Consider the following 21,615-nt stretch of genomic DNA (forward strand, 5'->3'; position numbering starts at 1 on the left):
CGAAAATATCAAAAATATAAGCTTTGATTAAAAATTTTATCAAGAAATACTTTGAAAGCTTTGCTTTTTTTTACTCCTTTTTACGCTACAGGATTCTCATATTAGTATTGTTTAATTTGCTTGTAGGAATTCTCGATGGTTTCGGGTTAACAATGTTCTTGCCACTACTGCAGTTAGTAAGTGATTCATCATCTGTAGATTCTGAAGAAATGGGTTCCTTAAAATTTTTAGTAGATTTCCTGGAGAATATGGGAATAACAATTAATTTACTCAGCATTTTGGTTTTAATGGCTTTCTTCTTTTTCGCAAAGGGGATCGCACAGTATATAGCTGGTATTTACCGGGTGAACGTTCAGCAATGGTTTATGAAAAGAGTAAGGATTACGAACATTAAAGGTTTGAATAATCTTTCCTACAAATATTTTGTAACCTCTGATGTAGGTCGAATTCAAAATACTTTAACTGGGGAAGTAGAGCGAATATCAACCGCATTCACTAACTATTTCAAAGCTCTCGAATATGCTATTCTAGTGGCTGTATACATGGTGTTTGCATTTAGAGTGGATGCTCAATTTGCCATACTTGTGACTATTGGCGGTGTTCTGACTAACTTCCTATACAAAAGTCTCTATAAAAATACCAAAGGAATTTCTAAAACCTTAACTGGAGAAAGTAATATTTTTCAAGGACTTGTTATCCAGAATGTTTCTAATTACAAATACCTGAAAGCTACAGGCTCTTTAGACAGATACGGTGAAAAACTTGAAGAATCTGTTCAAGGTATTGAGCGTAGTAATAAAAGAATTGGAAAACTTGAAGCTTTATTGACGGCTGGAAGGGAACCGATTTTGATTACTGTGGTGGTTACTGTAATTTTTATTCAAACCTCCTATTTGGGTTCAGAATTAGCTCCAATTTTGATTAGTTTGATTTTCTTTTACAGGGCTTTGAATTATCTCATGCAAATGCAAGTGAGATATAATAAATTCCTTTCTGTTTCTGGATCAATGGAGAACCTTACAGAGTTTGTTAAAGAATTGAAAGCGAACAAAGAAAAAAAGGGAAAGAATAGATTAACTGGTAAACTGGAAAATTTCAATTTACAAGAAGTTTTATTTCATTACGGTAGTAAGCCAGTAATTAATGAGGTTTCCTTGGAAATAAATAGCAATGAAACGATAGCTTTCGTAGGTGAAAGTGGAAGCGGTAAAACAACATTGGTAAATATGATTGCAGGTCTTCTTCCTATAGATGGAGGAGAATTTTTGATTAATGGTATTAGTACTCGTACGATGGATATCAGTAGTCTACAGGAACGAACTGGGTATATTACTCAAGATCCGGTAATATTTAACGATTCTGTTTTCAACAACGTTAGCTTCTGGGATAAAAAAACTGAAGCAAACCTAAAGAAATTCAGGAAGGCGATCCAACAGGCTGCTATTATTGATTTTATAGATGGACTTCCAGAGAAAGAAGATTCGGTTTTAGGCAATAATGGAACCAATTTGAGTGGTGGACAGCGGCAAAGAATTTCTATTGCCAGAGAGTTATACAAAAATGTGGAAATCTTAATTCTTGACGAGGCAACATCGGCTCTGGACTCTGAAACTGAACGTGCAATTCAAGAAAACATAGATAAACTCAAGGGTGAATACACAATATTGATTGTTGCCCACAGAATTTCCACTATTAAGAATGCAGATCGCATAGTCATAATGAACGATGGAAAAATTACAGATATAGGAGCATTCAAACCGTTAATAAATTCTTCTCCATACTTCAAGAAATTAGTGGAGTTACAGGAGGTGTGATCACTTAGACCTTAGTTTGAATTGAAAAAAAATGAATTTATCTCAACAAAAATAATATATAAAATGCCTGATTTAATATTCCATATAGGTTTAACGAAAACAGCAAGTTCTTTTTTGCAAAAAAAAGTTTTCAATGGGAAAATGCATACGCTTAAAAGGGCGAAAGATTGGAATGAGGATAAAAAAGAAGCCAGAGAGTTTCAGTCCTTCTTTCATTCATCAAATCCTAGTGTTTGGAGAAATCCAGAAATCAGCAAAAAATACTTTACATACGATTTGTCATTGGATGAACCAGTAGTAATAAGCCACGAAAGCTTATATGAACACGTTCCTTTCAGACCAAAAGAAAGCAAAGAAAATTTGGTTGCTGAACCTTATCTTTTAAGTGCTAGGTTAAAAGAGATATCCAAATATTCCTGGCCACACGGTAAAACAAAAGTTTTCTTTTTTTTTAGACGCCAGGCAGATTGGCTTCCTTCTATCTATTCTATGGTTTGTTATAAGCTTAAAAACCCATCTCAAAAAGATTTTGAAGATCGATTGGATTATTTTTTAAACAAAGACCATCATTCTACTCAAGTTCTAAATTATAATTTACTATATGAGCAGTTGGTTGAAAATTTAGGGGCCAAAAATGTTCTAGCTCTGCCATTCGAAGCTCTTCACGAAGATAAGACCTGGCGATCCATAAGAAATTTCACAGGTATCGCAGATCTTGCATTAAATACTGATTTAGAAAAGAGAGATGTAAACGTAAAAAAAAATTTAGATGATCATAATTGGAATGCATCTTATAAAGCACAGCCACTTGAAAGAAACAATTTCATAAGCAAAATGTCTGGTCCAATTAAGCTAATTTCCTCTAAAGAGCAACGGGCGCAAATGAAAAAGTTAATAAGGAATATATTGGGATTGAAAAGCCTTAAAATTGGAATTTCAGCAACTCACGAAACAATGGTGATGAAAAGATATGCAGATAACAATAAAGATTTTGCAAAAAAAATCAATACTGATCTTTCTCAATATGGATATTACTAAATATTCAAGATTACTACTGATTCATTTTTTCATAACTTTAGTTCGACTTAAGTAATTCTTTGACGTATACCCAATTGAGCAGCTTAATAGTTTAATTTTTCAAAGGAATAAGCTTCTATGCTTCATATTAATCATCGTTTATCACAATATATATTCGAATATAAATTGCTTTTTACTTTCATTATTTTTTTTGTTAAAATATCTTTAATTTACTTACGGTTCTATTACTGTAACTTTTAAAGTCAGTAATTTTGTCAATTATTAAAAAACCAATTAATTTATGTTAGATTTATCTGGTAAATCTGTCCTTATCACGGGCGGAACGGGTTCCTTGGGAAAAGCCTTAACTGCCCATATCTTAAAACGCTGCCCTGATATTAAAAGACTTGTCATTTTCTCGAGAGATGAACAAAAACAATTTGAAATGGCGCAGGAATATCCATCTTCAAAATACCCTCAACTCAGATTTTTTATTGGTGATGTTAGAGACTTTGAGCGAGTAAAGAGAGCGTTTCGAGGTGTGGATTATGTGATTCACGCTGCTGCAATGAAGCATGTCCCAATAGCTGAGTATAATCCTATGGAATGTGTGAAGACAAATATTCTGGGAGCAGAAAATATCATAAATGCATGTATTGAAACCGGTGTTAGTTCTGTTGTTGCATTATCTACAGATAAAGCAGCTGCACCAATTAATTTATACGGAGCAACCAAACTAGCTTCTGATAAGCTATTTGTTGCAGCTAATAATATCGTTGGATCAAATCCAATACGTTTTTCGGTTGTGAGATATGGAAATGTAATGGGGTCTAACGGTTCTGTTATTCCTTTCTTTCTAAAGAAAAGAAAAGAAGGAGTTCTTCCTATCACCGACCCTACAATGACTCGTTTCAATATATCTTTACAGGGAGGCGTTGATATGGTAATGCATGCACTGGATACGGCTTGGGGTGGAGAGATCTTTGTGCCTAAAATACCCTCTTATAAAATTACTCAGGTTGCTGAGGCGATAGGGCCAGAATGTGAGAAACCTATTATAGGTATTCGTCCTGGTGAAAAGATTCATGAGGAGATGATCACATCTTCCGATTCTTTTTATACTTATGATCTAGGTAAATATTATGTTATAGTTCCAAACACACATCGATGGAAGCTTGAAGATTTTGTAAGTGAGTTTAAAGCCGAGAAGGTTACTGAAGGATTTAAGTACAACTCTGGTGAAAATACAGAATGGGAATCTGTAGAAGATCTTCGCAGGCTAATAAAAGAACATGTAGATCCACAATTTCAAGCGTAGTTATGAAAAAAACAATTCCATACGGTAGGCAGAATATTACACAGGAAGATATAGATACTGTCATCGAGACGCTCAAGTCTGATTATTTGACTCAAGGTCCAAAGATTAAGGAGTTTGAGGTTGAATTTGCAAAATACTGCGGTAGTAAATACGCTGTGGCTGTTTCTAATGGAACAGCGGCTTTACATTTATGTGCTATGGCATTGGGCGTAGAGCAAGGGGATAAGGTTATAACTACCCCTATAACCTTTGCTGCCTCCGCAAACTGTATTAGATATTGTGGTGGCGAAGTAGTTTTTTCTGATATAGATCCTGATACCTATCTTTTGGATATAGATAAGGTTCGTGCGCTATTAGAAGCGTCTCCAAAAGGAACATATAAGGGGATTATTCCTGTCGACTTCGCTGGTAGGGCTGTAAATCTTGAGGATTATAGGAAATTAGCTGACGAATTTGGTTTATGGATTATTGAAGATTCCTGCCACGCTCCAGGTGGATATTTCAAAGATTCTAATGGAAACAACCAAACCTGTGGTAACGGTAATTTTGCAGATTTATCTATATTTTCGTTTCACCCAGTTAAACATATAGCCAGTGGAGAAGGTGGGATGATCACTACAAATAATGAAGTTCTCTACGAAAAGCTACTAGAATTGAGGACTCATGGGATCGTGAAAAATGATAACAAGTATCAGAATTCACTTGAATTTGCACAAGGGGTTGAGAACAACAAAGAATCTAATTCTGAAAATTATCCTGGATGGTACATGGAAATGCAGGATTTGGGTTATAATTACAGAATTACAGATTTTCAGGCAGCCTTAGGTTCAAGCCAATTAAAAAGAGCAGATGACGGTCTTGAGAGACGAAGAGAACTTGCTAAAGAATATTTTACAAACTTTGCTGATAAAGATTATATAAAGGGTCAGTCATGTGATATAGAAGGTCATGCTTATCATTTATATGTTATTGAGGTTTCTGATAGGCTTGGATTATATAACTATTTAAAGGAAAATAATATTTACGCGCAAATACATTATATTCCTTGTCATTTAATGCCTTATTATAGAAATCTTGGATGGAAGGAAGGTGATTTTACGCATGCTGAAGAATATTATAAAATGTGTATTAGTCTACCTATATTTCCAACACTTTCAAATGAAGAACAATCCTACGTAATAGAAAGAATAAACTCATATTATGAAGCTTAGTGAAAAATTAGGCTTAGGAACTGTTCAATTTGGTTTATCATATGGTATTTCTAATAACTCTGGTAAAACTTCAGAAAAGGAAGTTCAAAAGATTTTAAATTTTGCTGAAACAAATAACATAAATATATTGGATTCAGCATCGGCTTATGGTAATGCAGAAGAAGTTTTAGGGACATGCGATCTAGGCAGATTTAAAATAGTGTCAAAATTTTTACCGGCTTCTCTGGGCATAACTGTTGATGCTCAATTGGCTAATAGTTTGAGGAATCTGAAAACTGAAACTTTGTATGGATATTTAGCTCATCGACCTATGAATTTGTTAGATTATCCTAATGAATGGGAGGAATTGCAAGCTTTGAAAGCTACAGGGAAAGTTAAAAAAGTCGGTTTTTCTTTAAATGATCCTGGGGAAATTGAAAAATTGCTTAAGAATGGTTTCATACCAGATTTAGTACAGGTTCCATATAACTATTTTGATAGACGTTTCGAGACAGTAATCCTCAAGCTAAAAAGTAAAGGTTGTGAAATTCATACAAGATCGGCTTTTCTGCAAGGGTTATTTTTTATGAATCCACATAGCCTTAATAATTATTTTAATTCTATCAAACCGAACTTGATAAAACTTCAAAATGTAGATGGATTAGGTGGTTCTTTGTTAAACTTTGTGCTTAAACAACCGTTTATAGATAAAGTAATTATCGGCGTTGAAAACTGCCATCAATTAGACCAAAATATGAACGAACTCAAATATGCCAGTTCTCTTCCTGCTTTAGATATGGAAATTTCAGATAATATCTTAATACCTTCAAGATGGCCTCAAAGATAAGACTTGGTATTATAGGCATGAGCAAAGGTAATGGTCATCCATATTCGTGGAGTGCTATCTTTAATGGGTATAATAGAGAGATAATGGAGGAATGTCCTTTTCCGGCAATTCCAGCATATTTAAAAAATCAACAGTTTCCAGAAGATGGCTTAGGAGAACTAGGTCAAGTTACCCATATATGGACGCAGGATAGAAAATTATCTGAGCATATCGCTAAAGCTTCAAATATTGATTGGGTAGTTGATAGAGCCGATGAGATGATTGGTAAGGTTGATGCCATCCTACTAGCTCGTGATGATGCAGAGCATCACGTCGAAATGGCAATACCATTCCTTGACGCTGGGATTCCCATTTTTATCGATAAACCTTTTGCGTTAAGCATTTCTGATGCTGAAAAAATGCTTTCGTGTAGAGTGTCTAAAAATCAAATATTTACTTGTTCATCTATTAGATATGCTGAAGAATTAAAGTTGACAACTTCAGATAGAGAAACTTTGGGTGAGATTTTATACGTTGAAGCTGGAATAAGTAAAGAATGGGACACTTATGCTATTCATGTTATCGAACCTATTATAGCTCAATTCCCTGACAGAGGAAATTTATTAGAGCTTAAAGCAGTAAAGAATAATGCTATTCATCAGGCTTTAATTAAATGGGAGCACTTGAATGCTTATATTAAAGTGACTGGTAGTTTACCAACATTACCATTTTTAACATTTTATGGGCTTAATGGTACCATCACAAAAAGGTTTAAAGATTCATTCGCTTGTTTTAGAAGTTCTTTATTTAGTTTTATAAAACAGATTGAAAAAGATGAATTATTAATTCCAGAAGAAGAAACTTTAGAACTCGTTAAAATTATTGAATGGGGAAGGAAATAAAAATACTTTTAGTAGGATTAGGGTCAATAGGTAGAAGACATGTGCAGCATCTACGATCAATAGAAGGGGTCACGCCTGCAGCTCTTAGAACAGGTAGAGGTTCAATGGCTGATAAGAGTGATATTACGGAGTTCTTTGAATTAGAGGACGCCCTCAATTTTCACCCAGACGGTGTTATTATCTCCAATCCAACTTCCTTACACGTAGAAACGGCTTTGCCATTCTTGAAAGAAGGTATTAAGGTTCTAATAGAAAAACCTATTGATTATTCTATTTCAAACGCTACTAAGCTATTACCTTACAGGGAAAATATTAGAGTTGCTTATTGTTTACGTTTCCATCCTCAATCTATTTTTCTAAAAGATCTCTTCTATCAGGACAAACCATTCAAAGTTGGTTTCAAACGCTCTTTTTATTTACCCAATTGGCATCCTTATGCAGATTATAGATCAGAATATACTGCACAACGCAAATTAGGTGGTGGCGTTATTAGAACCTTAAGCCATGAAATCGATATTTCACTGGATTGGTTTGGTGAGCCCGAGAGTGTAAATGGTGTTGTAGACAAGGTTTCATTTTTAGATATGGATGTCGATGATTACGCTTTTTTTACTTTGAAAAGTAAACATGAAGCTAGAATTAATTTTGAATTAGATTTCTTTTCCCCTAATAATATTAATACTGGAGAAGCATTTACTGATAAGGGTAAATATGAATGGAGTAATGGAGAAGTTAATTTTATAAAGTATGATGACGGCAAAAGGCAAATGATCTTCTCTTGTCCGCCTGAAGCAGGTTTACAAATGTATCAAAATCAAATGGAGGATTTCTGTCAATTTATTAAGGATGGCACAAGTCATAATGCTACTTTGGAAGATGGACTGAATGTTTTAAAAATTATAGAGCAAGTTGAGAAATAACAGAAAAATAATTGCCATAATCCCAGCAAGAGGTGGATCGAAAAGAATTCCTAAAAAAAATATTATAGATTTTTTAGGAAAGCCTCTAATTGCCTGGACTATTGAGGCCGCAAAGAAATCTCATCTATTTGATAAGATTGTTGTAAGTACTGATTCTAAAGAGATTGCTGAAGTATCCAGAGAATACGGCGCGGAAGTTCCTTTTTTGAGAGATGCTGCTGCAGATGATCATAGTCCTGTTAGCGATGCAACCTTGCGCACAGTATTGCAGTTGGAGGAACAGGGTGAGTTTTATGATGATGTAGTGCAATTATTTGCTGTATGCCCACTTAGAACATCAGATGATATTATCAATAGCTATCAAGATTTTCTAAGTCGAGATGTTCCATTCTCATTGTCCTGTTACAAATTTATATGGATGAATCCATGGTGGGCTGTAACCTTGGACGATAACAATAAGCCAGATTGGATATTTGAAGGTGAAATGAAAAGATCTCAGGACTTACCAGAATTATATTCACCTACAGGTGCAATCTGGATTGGAAAGGTCGATAAATTGAAACAAGAAAAGACATTCTACGGAGACGGACATATTTTCTGGGAAATGGATTGGAAAAATGCTGTTGATATTGATAATTATGAGGATCTTGAATTGGCTAAAGCATTTAAGAATATTATAATTTCTTAAAAAAATCCTTTAAGTGACTATTCTAAATTAGAAAGAAATGAATTCCTATAAAATCTTAAACCAAAAAGAATTTTCACAAGACGAATTTTCTCTTATTCCAATTCGTTTAGAAGACCGATATCAAATTATGAAATGGCGCAATGAGCAATTGTATCATTTACGGCAACAAAAACAGTTGTCCGTAGAAGACCAGGATAAATACTTTAAAAATGTTGTTGAAAAATTGTTTGTAGTTGAGAAACCCGAACAATTACTTTTTTCCTTTTTAGAAAATGATAAATTTCTGGGCTATGGTGGATTGGTACACATCAATTGGCCAGATAAAAATGCAGAAATTTCATTTGTGATGGATACTAAACTCGAAAAATTTCGATTTGATGAGCTATGGACTAATTATTTAAATTTAATAGAGAAGGTAGCTTTTGAAGAACTTAAATTTCATAAAATTCACACTTATGCATTTGATTTGAGGCCACAAATATATAGTATTTTAGAAAATTCTGGCTATTCTAAAGAAGCTGTACTAAGTGAACATTGCTTTATAAATAATCAATTCAAAGACGTGATTATTCACTCCAAGTTTAATCAGAAATTTTAGATCTATACTTTCAAATTAATTACCTAATTATTAAAAAGGTGGATAAAAGGAATTTTATAATTTTCAAAAGATATAATGAATCTGGTTAATAAGTGTCCATAATAAGTATTTATTTAGTAAAATCTTTATCAAAAATGCATAATTATATATTACTTACTGAAAAAAAGTGGCATATTGAATTATATGAATTACTTAAATTAAAAATCGATCAGAATTGGATTTTAATTGATAATAAAAAGGATTTTAAAGTAGAAAAATTAAAGAAAATAAAGCCAGATAAAATCTTTATACCACATTGGTCCTACATTATTCCTTCTGAGATATTTGATTATTTTGATTGTGTTGTATTTCATATGACAGATTTACCATATGGCAGGGGTGGTAGCCCTCTTCAGAATTTAATTGCTAGGGGACATAGCAGTACTAAAATATCCGCATTAAAAGTAACAAAGGGCATTGATACCGGTGATGTCTATTTAAAAAAAGAACTATCCTTATATGGTAGTGCCGAAGAAATTTTTATTCGGAGTACCAAAATTATTTTTTCAATGGTTGAAGAGATAATAACCGGAAATTTGGAGCCATCTCCTCAAAAGGGTGAAGTAGTACAATTTAAAAGACGTAAACCGGCCGAGGGAGATATTTCAAAATTAAAATCATTGTCGGAAGTTTTCGATTATATAAGGATGCTGGACGCAGAGGGTTATCCTAATGCTTTTTTGGATATTGGAAATTTCCGATTAGAATTTTCTCGAGCTAATTATAAATCATCTGATTCAGTTTTAGCAGATGTTAGAATTTCTGAAAAATAAATGGGATATGATCTTAATAAACCATCATAAGGTGAATTATTAGATTTTTGAACACCTATAACCGGATCATGGAAGGAAATTTAATTTTTAATCACAACTGACAATATTGTGTGAAGGGTTGATAGGGAGCTCTAATAATTTAGACGATGAGAAATAGTAAGCTATGAGAGAAATTAAAAGGCAGAGTATTAGAGGCTGCAATAAAATTAATGGTAGATGATTTGTGTGTAACGGTTTAAATTATTCATCAATATTTCTAGGGTATTAAGTTTATCAATTGATCATAGAAATAATAAATTAATAATGTAATCTGGTGTTACTGTTCTAAGTCTTTTTATAGTTTAATTTCAGTTGAAATGAAGATATTTTGGAGATTTGAATAGATTTTAAGAGCACTGATCAATGGAATCTTTAGGTTTGTTTTTATTATGAATGTTGTAATTGGGCAGATAAAATAATAATTTAAATTAATTAGAATATGAGTGATATTTCTTTAAGACTTTTGGAAGAAAAAGACATCGAATTAGTTAGGAAATGGAGAAATAGTCCAGAGGTATCGCAGTATATGCATTCTGTAAAATTAATAACGGAAGAACAACAGAAAAGGTGGTTTGAAAAAATGAATCAAGATGATTCTTCAATTTACTGGATCGTTGAATATGAAAATGAAGATCTTGGTTTAGCTTATATTACAGATATTGATAAAACTTTAAGCAAATGTTCTTGGGGATTTTATCTAGGAAATGTGAACGTACGAGGAAAAGGTATAGGTAAAAAAATAACGATTCATGTTTGCCGCTATGTGTTTGAAGAACTAGAACTAAATAAGCTAATTGCAGAAATATTTAAATTTAACGAACGAGTTATTCATCTAACCGAAAAATTTGGGTTTAGAAGGGAAGCTTATTTTAGAGAACATAGCTTTAAGGATGGGAAGTACATTGATGTTGTAGGAATTGCAATGTTAAGAAGAGAGTATATCCATTTAAAATCATTATTCGAAAAAATTTAAGAGATAGAATTATGAAAATAGGAAAGAATGAAATTAATGAAAAATCCCCCTGTTTTATTATTGCAGAATTATCGGCTAATCACAATGGAAATATAGAAACAGCCATAGAAACAATTAAAGCCGCGAAAAGAGCAGGGGCGGATGCCATAAAACTACAGACCTATACGGCAGATACCATGACCATTGATTGTGATAAGGACGATTTCATAATAAAAGGTACTATTTGGGAGGGAAAAAACTTACATAAATTATACCAGGAGGCTTATACCCCTTGGGAATGGCACAAAAAGCTAATTGATACTGCGGAAGAAGAAGGACTAATTTGTTTTTCATCACCCTTTGACAAATCGGCCGTAGATTTTTTAGAAAAATTAAATGTTCCCGCCTATAAAATAGCCTCATTTGAAATCACCGATATTCCTTTAATAGAATATACCGCTTCTAAAGGTAAACCTGTAATTATTTCCACTGGTATAGCAGAGAAGGAAGATATTGAACTGGCATTGGAAGCCTGTAAGAGAATGGGGAATCTTGATATAGCCCTTTTAAAATGTACTTCATCATATCCTGCCCCTATAGAAGAAGCCAATATGTTGATGATTAAAGACCTTGCAGAGCGCTATAAGGTAGTTTCTGGTTTATCTGATCATACCATAGGTTCTACAGTACCAATTGTAGCTACAAGTTTGGGTGCAAAAATCATCGAAAAGCATTTTATTCTGGATAGATCTGTTGGAGGTCCTGATTCATCATTTTCAATGAATGAGGAAGAATTTACAATAATGGTGAAAGCTGTTAGAGATGCTGAAAGTGCCATTGGCGATGTGGATTATTCGCTAACTGAAAAGCAGAAAAAAGGCAGAAATTTTTCGCGTTCACTTTATGTGGTAGAAAATATAAGAAAAGGCGAACTGTTTACTGAGAAAAATATCAGATCTATTCGTCCCGGCTACGGATTGCATCCTAAATACTATTCTTCACTATTGGGGAAAGAAGCTAAATCAAATTTAGAACGTGGAACCGCACTAAAGCTCGAAGATATAAATTGATAAAAAGTAATTGAGGTAGTTGCTTGATAAAAGATTTGAAGATGTTAGAATCATTAAGAAATAAAAACATACTTGTAGTAGTAGCTCACCCAGATGATGAACTCTTGGGCCTAGGTGCTACTATGTACCAATTAAATAAAGACTATTCCTGTAAAACTAGAGTTGTCATTCTGGGTGAAGGAATTACTTCAAGAGCAAATGTTAGAGATCCGGAAAAGTGGGATAAAGAATTGAAAATCCATAGAGAAAATATTCGAAATGCTCAAAAGGCAATTGGTTTTGGTTCCGTAGGTATATACGATTTCCCGGACAATCGGTTTGATACCGTATCTCTGCTTGATATTATCAAAGTAATAGAGAAAGAAAAGGAGGAATTTGGTGCCCAAGTAATTTTCACCCATCATGGTGGAGACGTGAACGTAGATCACCAAAGAACTTTTGAAGCCGTTGTCACTGCCACACGACCTATGAAGGATGAGCAGGTAAAAACCGTAATTACATTTGAAACTCCTTCAGGAACCGAATGGAGAGCATCCACAGATCCACGGCATTTTACTCCAAATATGTATGTAAGTGTAAGTGAAGAAGCTATAAATGCAAAGATCTCAGGAATGGAATGTTATGAATTCGAGAAAAGAGATTATCCACACCCACGTTCGCCTGAAGCGTTAAGAATTCAGGCTCAGCGTTGGGGAGTAGTTGTGGGTCAACATTACGCTGAAGCTTTTGCTATTGTACGGACTATTTCATAATAATGACTAAATCGAAAATTTTGAGGATATCCTAATCATTACTAATATGGAGTATGATCTTGAAGGCAGTCCTAGATTTTTATCTTCGTGAAGTTAAACTATTTTGTTCTCTGGCTTAACTAATTTTATTTCACTCAAGATGATATCCAATACTGATCTTGCTTGAACATAAATATTAATCTCCGGAAATGGAAGTTTATTTCCGAGGATAATTCTAAAAAATATTAAATTAAAAAATATGGTAGATTTTTCAGTTATAATACCTACATACAACAATGCAGTGACGGTAATTACCTCTATTAAATGCGTCATGGATCAAACATTCACTAATTGGGAATTGGTTGTTGTAGATGATGGTTCGACAGATGATACAGAGAAGCAAGTGGCTCCATTTTTAGATAACCCAAGAATTACGTATGTAAAACAGAAGAATCAGGGAGATACTGTAGCCAGAAACCACGGAGCTTCTTTAACTACAGGAGCATTTATCTGTTTTCTCGATAGTGATGACAAAGTTACCCGTAATTGGTTGCAGGATTTTTATGATCTGAGAGAGTCTAATACAGGTTATATAAGTTGTGGTTGGATTGCTAGAGGGAAGAAATCTTATCCAGCAGTAAAGAAAAATATATCGAAACACAAATATTCATCTTTATCTGGCACATATTCAATTAGAAGAGATATTTTCACGGAAGTAGGCGGATATGATCCACTATTAATTCAAAGTACTAATTGGGAATTTACTGCTCGGGCAATTGAATGCTGTGAAAAGCACCATCTTAGTATTGTCTACACAAATAATTGTAATTTTGAGTACACCATACATACTGACCCTTCTAAGAAACATATGCGAGATAGTAAAAGAGCAGCGGCTACTCTATACATGCATAATAAATATAAAGACTCCGGAGTTCTTCATTTCAGAAAAAATGGTTTTTTAAACTCTTCTGCAATCAATTATGCTAGAGTAGGTGAGATAAAAAAAAGCCGAGAGGTTTTTCACAAATTATTAAAAGAAGATTTTTCATTGAAAAATATTGCAAATGTAATAGCTATCGAAATTCCGTTCGTAAGGAGAAAATTGTGGAAAAGAAAACCTTCCGTAAAAGATTAGTTAATAAACGTTTTTCTACATGTACATTGGATTTTCTGCTAATAGCATTTCCAAATTTAAACAATATGTATTTGTTAGTTTTAACATCGTTTCCACTTCGATACTATCCTTTGTAAGTAATAATATTGAGAAAATCCTATTAAGGAGTAGAATCACTGATTGATTTTGATCATAGATATTTGTTGAAGGCGAATACAAAATTTATAAAATCTTTTGTTAGATATTAATCAATAAAAAAAACTATTCAATTTTAACTTTGCCATAAATGATAGATCAAGTTTTTATTAGAGTTGATGGAAGTTTAAACTTAGGTGCTGGTCATTTAATACGTTGTTTAGCTTTGGCACATATGCTAAAAGATGAATTTACTATTCATTTTTTTTGTCTCGATGTGCCTACCGAAATTGCAGAGGAAATCAAGAAGGATTTTTTGATAAACACTATCTCTTCAGAAGAAGACTTTTTTTCCTGCATTACTGGTAAAGAAATAGTTGTAATTGATCATTATTATCTGGGGTCTGATTATCAAAAGAAAATAAAAGATCTGGGAGCTAAGTTGGTATGCATAGATGACAGGCATGATCAGGAATTTTTTGCAGATTTGATAATCAATCACTCTCCTGCAGCAAAAATCGAAAATTACCTTGCGCAGGATTATACTACCTATGCGCTGGGACCGGAATATGCGTTGCTAAGACCAGTATATTTTCAGGAATACAAAGAAGGAACAAATTCTATATCGAAGGAAAATATTTTTATATGTTTTGGCGGCGCCGATAGTAGAAACATATCAAAACTAATCCTGGAGGTAGTTAGTTCATTTCAATATTTTAAAAAAATTACAGTGGTAATTGGACCTGCCTATCAACATGAAAATTCATTGAGCGAAATTTTAGAAAAGGATTTGCGGATACAGTTGATGAATTCTATAAATGACGTGGAAATGCTATCGGCAATGGCTTCTGCAGGATTGGCAATCGTCCCGGCCAGCAACGTTTTATATGAAGTAGCAGTTACAGGTGCCCAACCAATAATATGTTTTTATGGTAATGCTCAGGAGGAATTGTATCAATATCTTATGAAAAACAGTAATGCTTTTTGTTTAAATGTATTCAATTTCGATGGGGAAGAGCTAAAGATAGCAATTAGGAATTCTTTGAATATCAATTCTAATGAGCCTTTCTTTCTCAGGGTAGAAGTAGCTAATTCCCCTGGTAATAATCTAAAAAATTTTAGAAGATTGGCTAGTACTACAGGTTTTTGATTCTAAATGAATAATTTTGTTGAAATATAAATAGCTCTACCTATTTATAATTCATTTATAAAAAGTAATAAAATGAAAATCGCAGAATTTGAAATAGAAAAAGGAAGTTCAGTTTTTATTGTAGCTGAGCTTTCAGCAAATCATGGTGGAGATATTGAAATTGCTAAAGCATCTATTAGAGCAGCCAAACGTGCTGGTGCAGACGCAGTAAAACTCCAAACTTATACCGCAGATTCCATGACTTTAGATGTAAAAACAGATGATTTTAAATTAAAGCATGGGACATCATGGGATGGTTACTATCTTTATGATCTTTACAAAGCAGCTTTTACTCCCTGGTCGTGGCATAAAGAATTATTTGATACTGCAAGAGAAGTTGGTTTAATATGTTTTTCCAGTCCTTTTGATAAGGAAGCTGTGGAGCTTTTGGAAGAATTGAATACCCCTGCATATAAGATTGCCTCTTTCGAAATCACGGATATTCCACTAATCGAACTTGTAGCATCTAAAGGGAAGCCTGTTATAATATCCACAGGAATTGCAGATTTGGAAGATATACAGTTGGCGTTAGATGCATGCCATCGAATGGGAAATAAAGACATCGTATTACTAAAGTGTACCTCGCAATATCCTGCTCCTATAGAAGATGCGAATATGGTCATGGTAAATGATCTTTCAGATCGATTCGAGGTTGCTAGTGGTCTTTCAGATCATACTATCGGGAATACCGCCCCTATTGCTGCCACCTGCCTCGGTGCACAAATAATTGAAAAACATTTTATTCTTGACAAGAGTGTTGGTGGTCCCGATGCTTCCTTTTCTATGGATGAAAATGAATTCAGCGCAATGGTGAAAGCAGTGAGAGAAGCAGAAAAAGTCCTTGGAAGCATAAACTATGAGCTTTCAGAAAATCAAAAGATAGCCAGATCATTTTCTCGGTCTATATATGTAACTAATGATATCAAAAGAGGAGAGAAAATCACCACCGACAATATTAGAGCCATTAGACCTGGGTATGGCTTACACCCTAAATATTTTAAGGATATTCAAGGTAAATCCGTGAAGAAAGACTTATTAAAAGGCACAGCTTTATCACTTGATCACATTGAATAAGAATTATGAAAGAAATTTCCTCCCCGGTAAAACGACTCTTTATTATAGCAAATACTACACATTATTTAAATGTGAATACCTATGTCGATTCACATGAAACGGGTGAGAATTATATAGTTCTTACTATAAGACGCTTCGAGGGTTATCAGGATTTTATCGAGAGGGTGAAAGCTAATTCTAATCTAAAACTTCTTAAAGTAATTTTTGTAGATCAAAAGAAAAAAAAGCCATTTCATTATATAGATATCTTCAAAATAATTGGTGAGATCAAATGGTTATGTTTCAGTCATAGTACATTTGATGAAATTTTCTTTACTAATTATAATTCGTGGGTACAACATTATATCCTAAGACAGTTTCATCCCAGAAGAATAATTCTAATCAGTGATGGTACAGGAATTTTTACTATTGCTGAATTAAGAAAGAAAGATGTTAGTATTCCTTTTGATGGAAGTAAGGCTTTTGTAGAAAAAGTACTTGGTTTAACCAGTATAAAAAATCTGCACATTTATTCCCAGGTTGATATAGATGTTGCAAATCACGATACTATTGAAGTTTTCCGGTTTAAATCATCAAACAGTGTTTCAGTTGACTCAAAAAAAATATTTTTTGTAGGGAGCCCTTTAGTGGAACTAGGATATTTAGATAGAGAAAGCCATATATCGAATCTTAAGAGAATAAAAGATCAATTTAACGATTGTGCGTTTTTCTATTTTTCTCATCGACGTGAACAGGATAACAATCTTGAAAAATATAGATTTTTCGGTGAAATTATGAGAGATGATATTCCTTTTGAAGAGAGAATGGAAAAAGAACAGAAATCTCCCGGAATTGTTATTTCCTATATGTCATCAATCCTAATAAATCTACCACAGGTGTTTCCTCAAATACAATTTTATTATCTGCAATTAGATAAGGGAGAAATAGTATCTGATTCAGAATTTGATAGTCGATACGAAAACTTAGAACGGGAGTTTAAAAAAATCGATTTACCCAATTTTAAATCTTTAAACTGAACAGTACTCCATAATTATTTAGGGTATCTAATTTACACTGTACTGCCCTTTATAAAGGACGTATTCTATAATTCAAAATTTATTAAATTAAGATATCCGACTCATAAGAAAAATATTGGGAGCGGAAAATTTAAAAGAAACAGAGAATCATGAAGGTTTTATTTGTTATAGATACCATAAATGGATCAGGTGCCGAAAGAAGCCTGGTTGAAATAGCGCAAAATTTTGAAGAGTATATACCTGTATTTGTTCATTTATACACAGGTGATCAGTTAAAACCAAATCTCGAACAAGCCGGTATCAAGGTTTACTCACTCAATGTCTCTGGACCAAGAAATTTTTCACAGGCAGTGGAAAAACTTGCAGAAGTGTACGATATAGAAAAGCCAGATATTGTTCATTCTACCTTATTCCGGTCAGATATTGTAACTAGGAAGTTACGATCTAAATATGCAACTCCATTGATCAGCAGCTTTGTAAACAATTCTTATAATCCCTTGCGATTCAAAAAGCAGTCTCTTTCTATGCAGCTAAAGTTAAGAATTGTTCAATTGTACGATACTATTTCTTCCAGAAAGGTTGATTTTTTTATTTCCAATTCTGAAACCATAAAACAATCTAAGGCAGCGTCTACTTTAGTAAAAAAGGACAAAGTCAAAGTGATTTATAGGGGTAGAGATATAGACCAGTTCCTGCATACAAAAGATGAGCATAATCTTGAGAGTTTGAAAAAATCTTTAGGAGTAGAGAATCAAAGAGTTCTTCTCAATGTTAGTAGGTTAATCGAAAGAAAAGGTCAATTGGATATGGTGAATGCGATGCCATCAATATTAGAAAAATTTCCTGATACTGTACTTTTGATTGCTGGTCATGGTGTTTATGAAGAGAAACTAAAAGCCCGATCTAGAGAGCTAAATATAGAAAACAAAGTGAAAATTCTGGGGAGACGCAAAGATGTTCCACAACTTTTATCAATCTCAGAAATATTCCTATATCCTAGCTACTTCGAGGGCCTGCCGGGTGCCTTAATTGAAGCCATGTTATCTAAAAAAATTATCATATGCTCTGATATTCCTGAAAATTTGGAGTGCATAAATGATGATTCTGCAATAATCTTTGAAAGAGGAAATGTTGAGGAAATTTCAAAAAATGTCTTAAGAGTAATGCAAGATCATGAGCAGTACCGAGCATTAGCTGAGCAAGCTAGAGAAATAGCTGTTAAAAAATTTGACATCAAAAAAGTTGCTGCTGAATATGAGGTAACTTATAATACGGTTATAGAAGAAGTTACCGGAAAAAGATAGTTAAGGATATGAGAAGCAAATTATATTGGTTTTTAAGTAAATTTGATGGTCTAATTAGACGCAATTATTCAGATCGATTGAGAGTTCTGGCTTATCATAAGGTTCCTGATGAGAGAGCCTTTGAGGAGCAAATCATTTATTTAAAATCGCATTATAATATCATAAGTATTCCAGAGTTGAAGCGACATATTTATGATAAAGCAGACTTACCGAAAAACCCATTGCTAATAACTTTCGATGATGGAGATATTAGTGTTATAGAAAAAGGGCTTCCCATTTTGAAAAAGCATAGTATTGAAAGCTGCCTTTTTATTATTACAGGTTTAATAAATACTTCGAATGATGTGTGGATTAGCAGCGTAGAACAGAAGGAAATGAAAAATGGCAAGTCTTATCAGGATGCTAGGAAGGTTGTCAGCCTTTTTAAAAGTATGTCTAATAGAGACAGAGTGGTCAAAATGCGGGATTATCCTGAAGTAGATAAGCAACAGTTAAATACAGATGACTTAAAAAAACTGCAAAAAAATGGCATGTATATAGGTAACCATACCCATACCCATCCTATGCTTGATAAATGCTCGTCTCAAGAGATTATGAAAGAAATGAATTCTTCAAAACAAGTTTTTGATGAATTAGAACTACCTGGATATAATATTTTCGCCTACCCCAATGGAAACGCAGATGATAATACTAATAAAACTTTGATAGATGCGAATATAGATTTTATTTTCCTTTTTGATCATAAGATAAATCCTGCAGTACTAGATCATCACAATATCTCAAGAATTAGGGTAGATAGTGATAATAAACTAGCAGAATTTAAAGCGAAAGTATCAGGTCTACATCCCCTTATGTTTAATTTGAAGAATAATAATTAATTGAAGTTTATCCTATTGAATAATGGAATTCAGAGAAATAAATTACGAAGAGGACTTAGATAGCATTATTCAGCTTTTAAATGCTAATTTTCCAACTACCCATACTAAGGAAGCGTTTATTTGGAAACACTATGAAAATCCTTTCGGCAAATCTTACGGTTTATTAGCGGTAGATAAAGACAGAATTGTAGGCCTCAGAATGTTCATGAGGTGGGAGTTTATTTGTGATAATCAAGTTATAAAGGCGATTCGACCAGTAGATACATGTACAGATCATGACTACAGAGGTCAGGGCTTATTTAAGAAACTGACATTAGAAGGATTGGATAATGTTAAAGCTGAAAATGAACTTATTTTTAACACTCCAAATTCTAACAGTAAGCCTGGATATTTAAAGATGGGTTGGAAAGAAATTGAAAATACCTTCGAATATAGGATAGGAATGCTGAATTTCTTTAAGAATGCGGTAAATTTTGAAACAATTACTTCGGAAGAAATTGAGTTCAAACAATCTTGGCTAATGAATAATCAATGTCAAACAAATATTTCAAATCATTACTTAAAGTGGAGATATAGGAATTCAGATTATAAGATTGCCAGATCAGAAACAGGCGCAATAATTGTATACAGATTCACTTCTTTAAAGAAAATCAATACTATTATCCTGATAGATAGTTTTGGTGATAAATTAGAGGTAAACAAATTGCTGAATTCTGTAGGCTCAAGAAATTCTATAAAGATTATTTACTTTCTTAACAATAATAAAAGCAAGGCATTCAAGTTTCTATTCACATATAGTCGGGGAAATCAGGTAGTTGTAAGTAAAGATGATGTTTGTGATATTAGTCAGAAGATTAATTTCTCTATAGGAGATTTGGAAGGAAAGTTATAAAACTAAAAACTCAATGAAAATTCTTCAATTGGTTACCCAGAGACAATATAGGGGAGCAGAAGTTTTTGCCGCAAACCTTAGTGCTGAGCTTATAAGATTAGGACATTCCATCACGTTCGCAGGATTGTATAAAAACGAAGAGAACATTCTTGAAGTCCAGAATGCAGACAACCGAGATTTATCTGACGCTAAAACGAGCAATTTTTCGATTTCTTTGGTTAAAATTCTTCAGAGGTTAATCAAAGAAGTTAAGCCTGACGTGATTCAATGTAATGGATCAGACACCTTGAAATACATGGCAGCCGCTTCTTTATTCGTTCCTCAAATTCCAATTATATATAGGAACATTAGTATCATAAGTGAATGGATTTCTAGCAAGCCAAAATTTTTAATATATAAACAGATTTTTCAAAGAGTAGATCACGTATCCTCTGTTGGAGAAGAAGCTATAAACGATCTGGTCAAAACTTTTAATTTTCCTCAAAATAAAACCTCAGTCATTAGGAGAGGAATTCCAATTAAAGAAGTAGACAATGATAAGCAGCGTAGATTGCTTATTGAAGAGTTCGATCTGCAGCCCGAGGACAAAATTGCCATGCACATTGGGAATTTTAGTCCGGAAAAAAATCATCAATTTTTAATTGATATTTTTGCTGAATTAAAGAAAACTGAACCTAATTTGAAACTAGTGTTGGTGGGTACCGGCATTCTATTTGAAAAGATAGAGAGGAGCATCGTAGAGATGGAGTTGCAAAAAACAGTGTTCTTAGCAGGTTTTCGGAAAGATATTCCAGAATTATTAGCCGCTGTCGATTGTTTTCTACTGTCAAGTAAAGTAGAAGGAGTTCCGGGAGTGATTTTGGAAGCAGCAGCACAGAAGAAACCTTCTATTGCTACAAATGTGGGTGGAGTTACAGAAGTGCTAAAGGATAGAGAAACTGGATTTATTATTGAAGATTTTGATCGAAAAGATTACATTAGTAAGTTGATTGCGTTAATGAAAGATGGACAATTGCGAGAAATAATGGGAGCGAATGCATACAAATTGGTTCTGAATGAGTTTAGTCCTGAGAAGAATGCTAGAAAATTTGAAGGACTCTATTCTGATTTAATTTCGAAAATGAAGTAGCACTTAT

The 21,615-nt window shown here is 33.5% G+C and carries 21 protein-coding genes; all 21 read left to right on the forward strand.

The annotated features are described in order from the left end of the window. Nucleotides 1–107 precede the first annotated feature (107 nt). The 21 genes from JM79_RS06530 to JM79_RS06630 all read left to right on the forward strand — a co-directional run bounded on the left by JM79_RS06530 (nucleotide 108) and on the right by JM79_RS06630 (nucleotide 21,608). Nucleotides 108–1,814, forward strand: a complete 1,707-nt coding sequence (locus JM79_RS06530; RefSeq protein WP_260443482.1) for an ABC transporter ATP-binding protein — start codon at nucleotides 108–110, stop codon at nucleotides 1,812–1,814. Between the two features lie 21 nt (nucleotides 1,815–1,835). After that, entirely contained in the window at nucleotides 1,836–2,852 is a 1,017-nt protein-coding gene (locus JM79_RS06535) for a hypothetical protein (RefSeq protein ID WP_141877375.1), read from the forward strand. A 280-nt stretch (nucleotides 2,853–3,132) separates the two neighbouring features. Beyond that, on the forward strand, nucleotides 3,133–4,149 hold the full coding sequence (pseB, locus tag JM79_RS06540; protein ID WP_141877376.1) for a UDP-N-acetylglucosamine 4,6-dehydratase (inverting): 1,017 nt from the start codon (nucleotides 3,133–3,135) through the stop codon (nucleotides 4,147–4,149). Nucleotides 4,150–4,151: 2 nt separating this feature from the next. Beyond that, nucleotides 4,152–5,360: a UDP-4-amino-4,6-dideoxy-N-acetyl-beta-L-altrosamine transaminase gene (pseC, locus tag JM79_RS06545; RefSeq protein ID WP_141877377.1), complete on the forward strand. Its 1,209-nt coding sequence runs from the start codon at nucleotides 4,152–4,154 to the stop codon at nucleotides 5,358–5,360. Further along, nucleotides 5,350–6,186, forward strand: a complete 837-nt coding sequence (locus JM79_RS06550) for an aldo/keto reductase (protein ID WP_141877378.1) — start codon at nucleotides 5,350–5,352, stop codon at nucleotides 6,184–6,186. The genes pseC and JM79_RS06550 overlap by 11 nt, the downstream gene beginning before the upstream one ends. Then, nucleotides 6,171–7,067 (forward strand): Gfo/Idh/MocA family oxidoreductase, encoded by an 897-nt coding sequence (locus tag JM79_RS06555; protein ID WP_141877379.1) that lies wholly within the window; start codon nucleotides 6,171–6,173, stop codon nucleotides 7,065–7,067. The genes JM79_RS06550 and JM79_RS06555 overlap by 16 nt, the downstream gene beginning before the upstream one ends. Then, nucleotides 7,052–7,987 (forward strand): Gfo/Idh/MocA family oxidoreductase, encoded by a 936-nt coding sequence (locus JM79_RS06560; protein WP_141877380.1) that lies wholly within the window; start codon nucleotides 7,052–7,054, stop codon nucleotides 7,985–7,987. Before JM79_RS06555 ends, JM79_RS06560 begins: the two co-directional genes overlap by 16 nt. Continuing rightward, a complete protein-coding gene (locus JM79_RS06565; RefSeq protein WP_141877381.1) occupies nucleotides 7,977–8,675 on the forward strand; it encodes an acylneuraminate cytidylyltransferase family protein in 699 nt (232 codons plus the stop codon). Before JM79_RS06560 ends, JM79_RS06565 begins: the two co-directional genes overlap by 11 nt. A gap of 37 nt (nucleotides 8,676–8,712) precedes the next feature. Beyond that, nucleotides 8,713–9,273 carry a GNAT family N-acetyltransferase gene (locus JM79_RS06570; protein WP_141877382.1) on the forward strand — a complete coding sequence of 187 codons (561 nt, stop codon included), beginning with the start codon at nucleotides 8,713–8,715 and terminating at the stop codon, nucleotides 9,271–9,273. Nucleotides 9,274–9,407: 134 nt separating this feature from the next. Continuing rightward, nucleotides 9,408–10,085, forward strand: a complete 678-nt coding sequence (locus JM79_RS06575; protein ID WP_141877383.1) for a formyltransferase family protein — start codon at nucleotides 9,408–9,410, stop codon at nucleotides 10,083–10,085. A gap of 478 nt (nucleotides 10,086–10,563) precedes the next feature. Continuing rightward, nucleotides 10,564–11,097, forward strand: coding sequence for a UDP-4-amino-4,6-dideoxy-N-acetyl-beta-L-altrosamine N-acetyltransferase (gene pseH, locus JM79_RS06580; protein ID WP_141877384.1), 534 nt, complete (start codon nucleotides 10,564–10,566; stop codon nucleotides 11,095–11,097). Between the two features lie 11 nt (nucleotides 11,098–11,108). After that, a complete protein-coding gene (pseI, locus tag JM79_RS06585; RefSeq protein WP_141877385.1) occupies nucleotides 11,109–12,146 on the forward strand; it encodes a pseudaminic acid synthase in 1,038 nt (345 codons plus the stop codon). Nucleotides 12,147–12,187: 41 nt separating this feature from the next. After that, nucleotides 12,188–12,898, forward strand: a complete 711-nt coding sequence (locus JM79_RS06590) for a PIG-L family deacetylase (protein ID WP_141877386.1) — start codon at nucleotides 12,188–12,190, stop codon at nucleotides 12,896–12,898. A gap of 238 nt (nucleotides 12,899–13,136) precedes the next feature. Next, on the forward strand, nucleotides 13,137–14,012 hold the full coding sequence (locus JM79_RS06595) for a glycosyltransferase family A protein (RefSeq protein WP_141877387.1): 876 nt from the start codon (nucleotides 13,137–13,139) through the stop codon (nucleotides 14,010–14,012). 265 nt (nucleotides 14,013–14,277) lie between these two features. Then, nucleotides 14,278–15,276, forward strand: a complete 999-nt coding sequence (gene pseG / locus JM79_RS06600) for a UDP-2,4-diacetamido-2,4,6-trideoxy-beta-L-altropyranose hydrolase (protein WP_141877388.1) — start codon at nucleotides 14,278–14,280, stop codon at nucleotides 15,274–15,276. Between the two features lie 72 nt (nucleotides 15,277–15,348). Continuing rightward, nucleotides 15,349–16,389 carry a pseudaminic acid synthase gene (gene pseI, locus JM79_RS06605; protein ID WP_141877389.1) on the forward strand — a complete coding sequence of 347 codons (1,041 nt, stop codon included), beginning with the start codon at nucleotides 15,349–15,351 and terminating at the stop codon, nucleotides 16,387–16,389. A gap of 5 nt (nucleotides 16,390–16,394) precedes the next feature. Beyond that, nucleotides 16,395–17,405, forward strand: a complete 1,011-nt coding sequence (locus tag JM79_RS06610; protein WP_141877390.1) for a glycosyltransferase family 52 — start codon at nucleotides 16,395–16,397, stop codon at nucleotides 17,403–17,405. A 149-nt stretch (nucleotides 17,406–17,554) separates the two neighbouring features. Continuing rightward, nucleotides 17,555–18,709: a glycosyltransferase family 4 protein gene (locus JM79_RS06615; RefSeq protein WP_141877391.1), complete on the forward strand. Its 1,155-nt coding sequence runs from the start codon at nucleotides 17,555–17,557 to the stop codon at nucleotides 18,707–18,709. An 8-nt stretch (nucleotides 18,710–18,717) separates the two neighbouring features. Next, nucleotides 18,718–19,587 (forward strand): polysaccharide deacetylase family protein, encoded by an 870-nt coding sequence (locus JM79_RS06620; RefSeq protein ID WP_141877392.1) that lies wholly within the window; start codon nucleotides 18,718–18,720, stop codon nucleotides 19,585–19,587. 22 nt (nucleotides 19,588–19,609) lie between these two features. Then, nucleotides 19,610–20,479: a GNAT family N-acetyltransferase gene (locus JM79_RS06625; protein WP_141877393.1), complete on the forward strand. Its 870-nt coding sequence runs from the start codon at nucleotides 19,610–19,612 to the stop codon at nucleotides 20,477–20,479. A 13-nt stretch (nucleotides 20,480–20,492) separates the two neighbouring features. Then, nucleotides 20,493–21,608 carry a glycosyltransferase family 4 protein gene (locus tag JM79_RS06630; RefSeq protein ID WP_141877394.1) on the forward strand — a complete coding sequence of 372 codons (1,116 nt, stop codon included), beginning with the start codon at nucleotides 20,493–20,495 and terminating at the stop codon, nucleotides 21,606–21,608. Nucleotides 21,609–21,615 lie beyond the last annotated feature (7 nt).

It is taken from the genome of Gramella sp. Hel_I_59, from assembly GCF_006714895.1.
GTDB lineage: Bacteria > Bacteroidota > Bacteroidia > Flavobacteriales > Flavobacteriaceae > Christiangramia.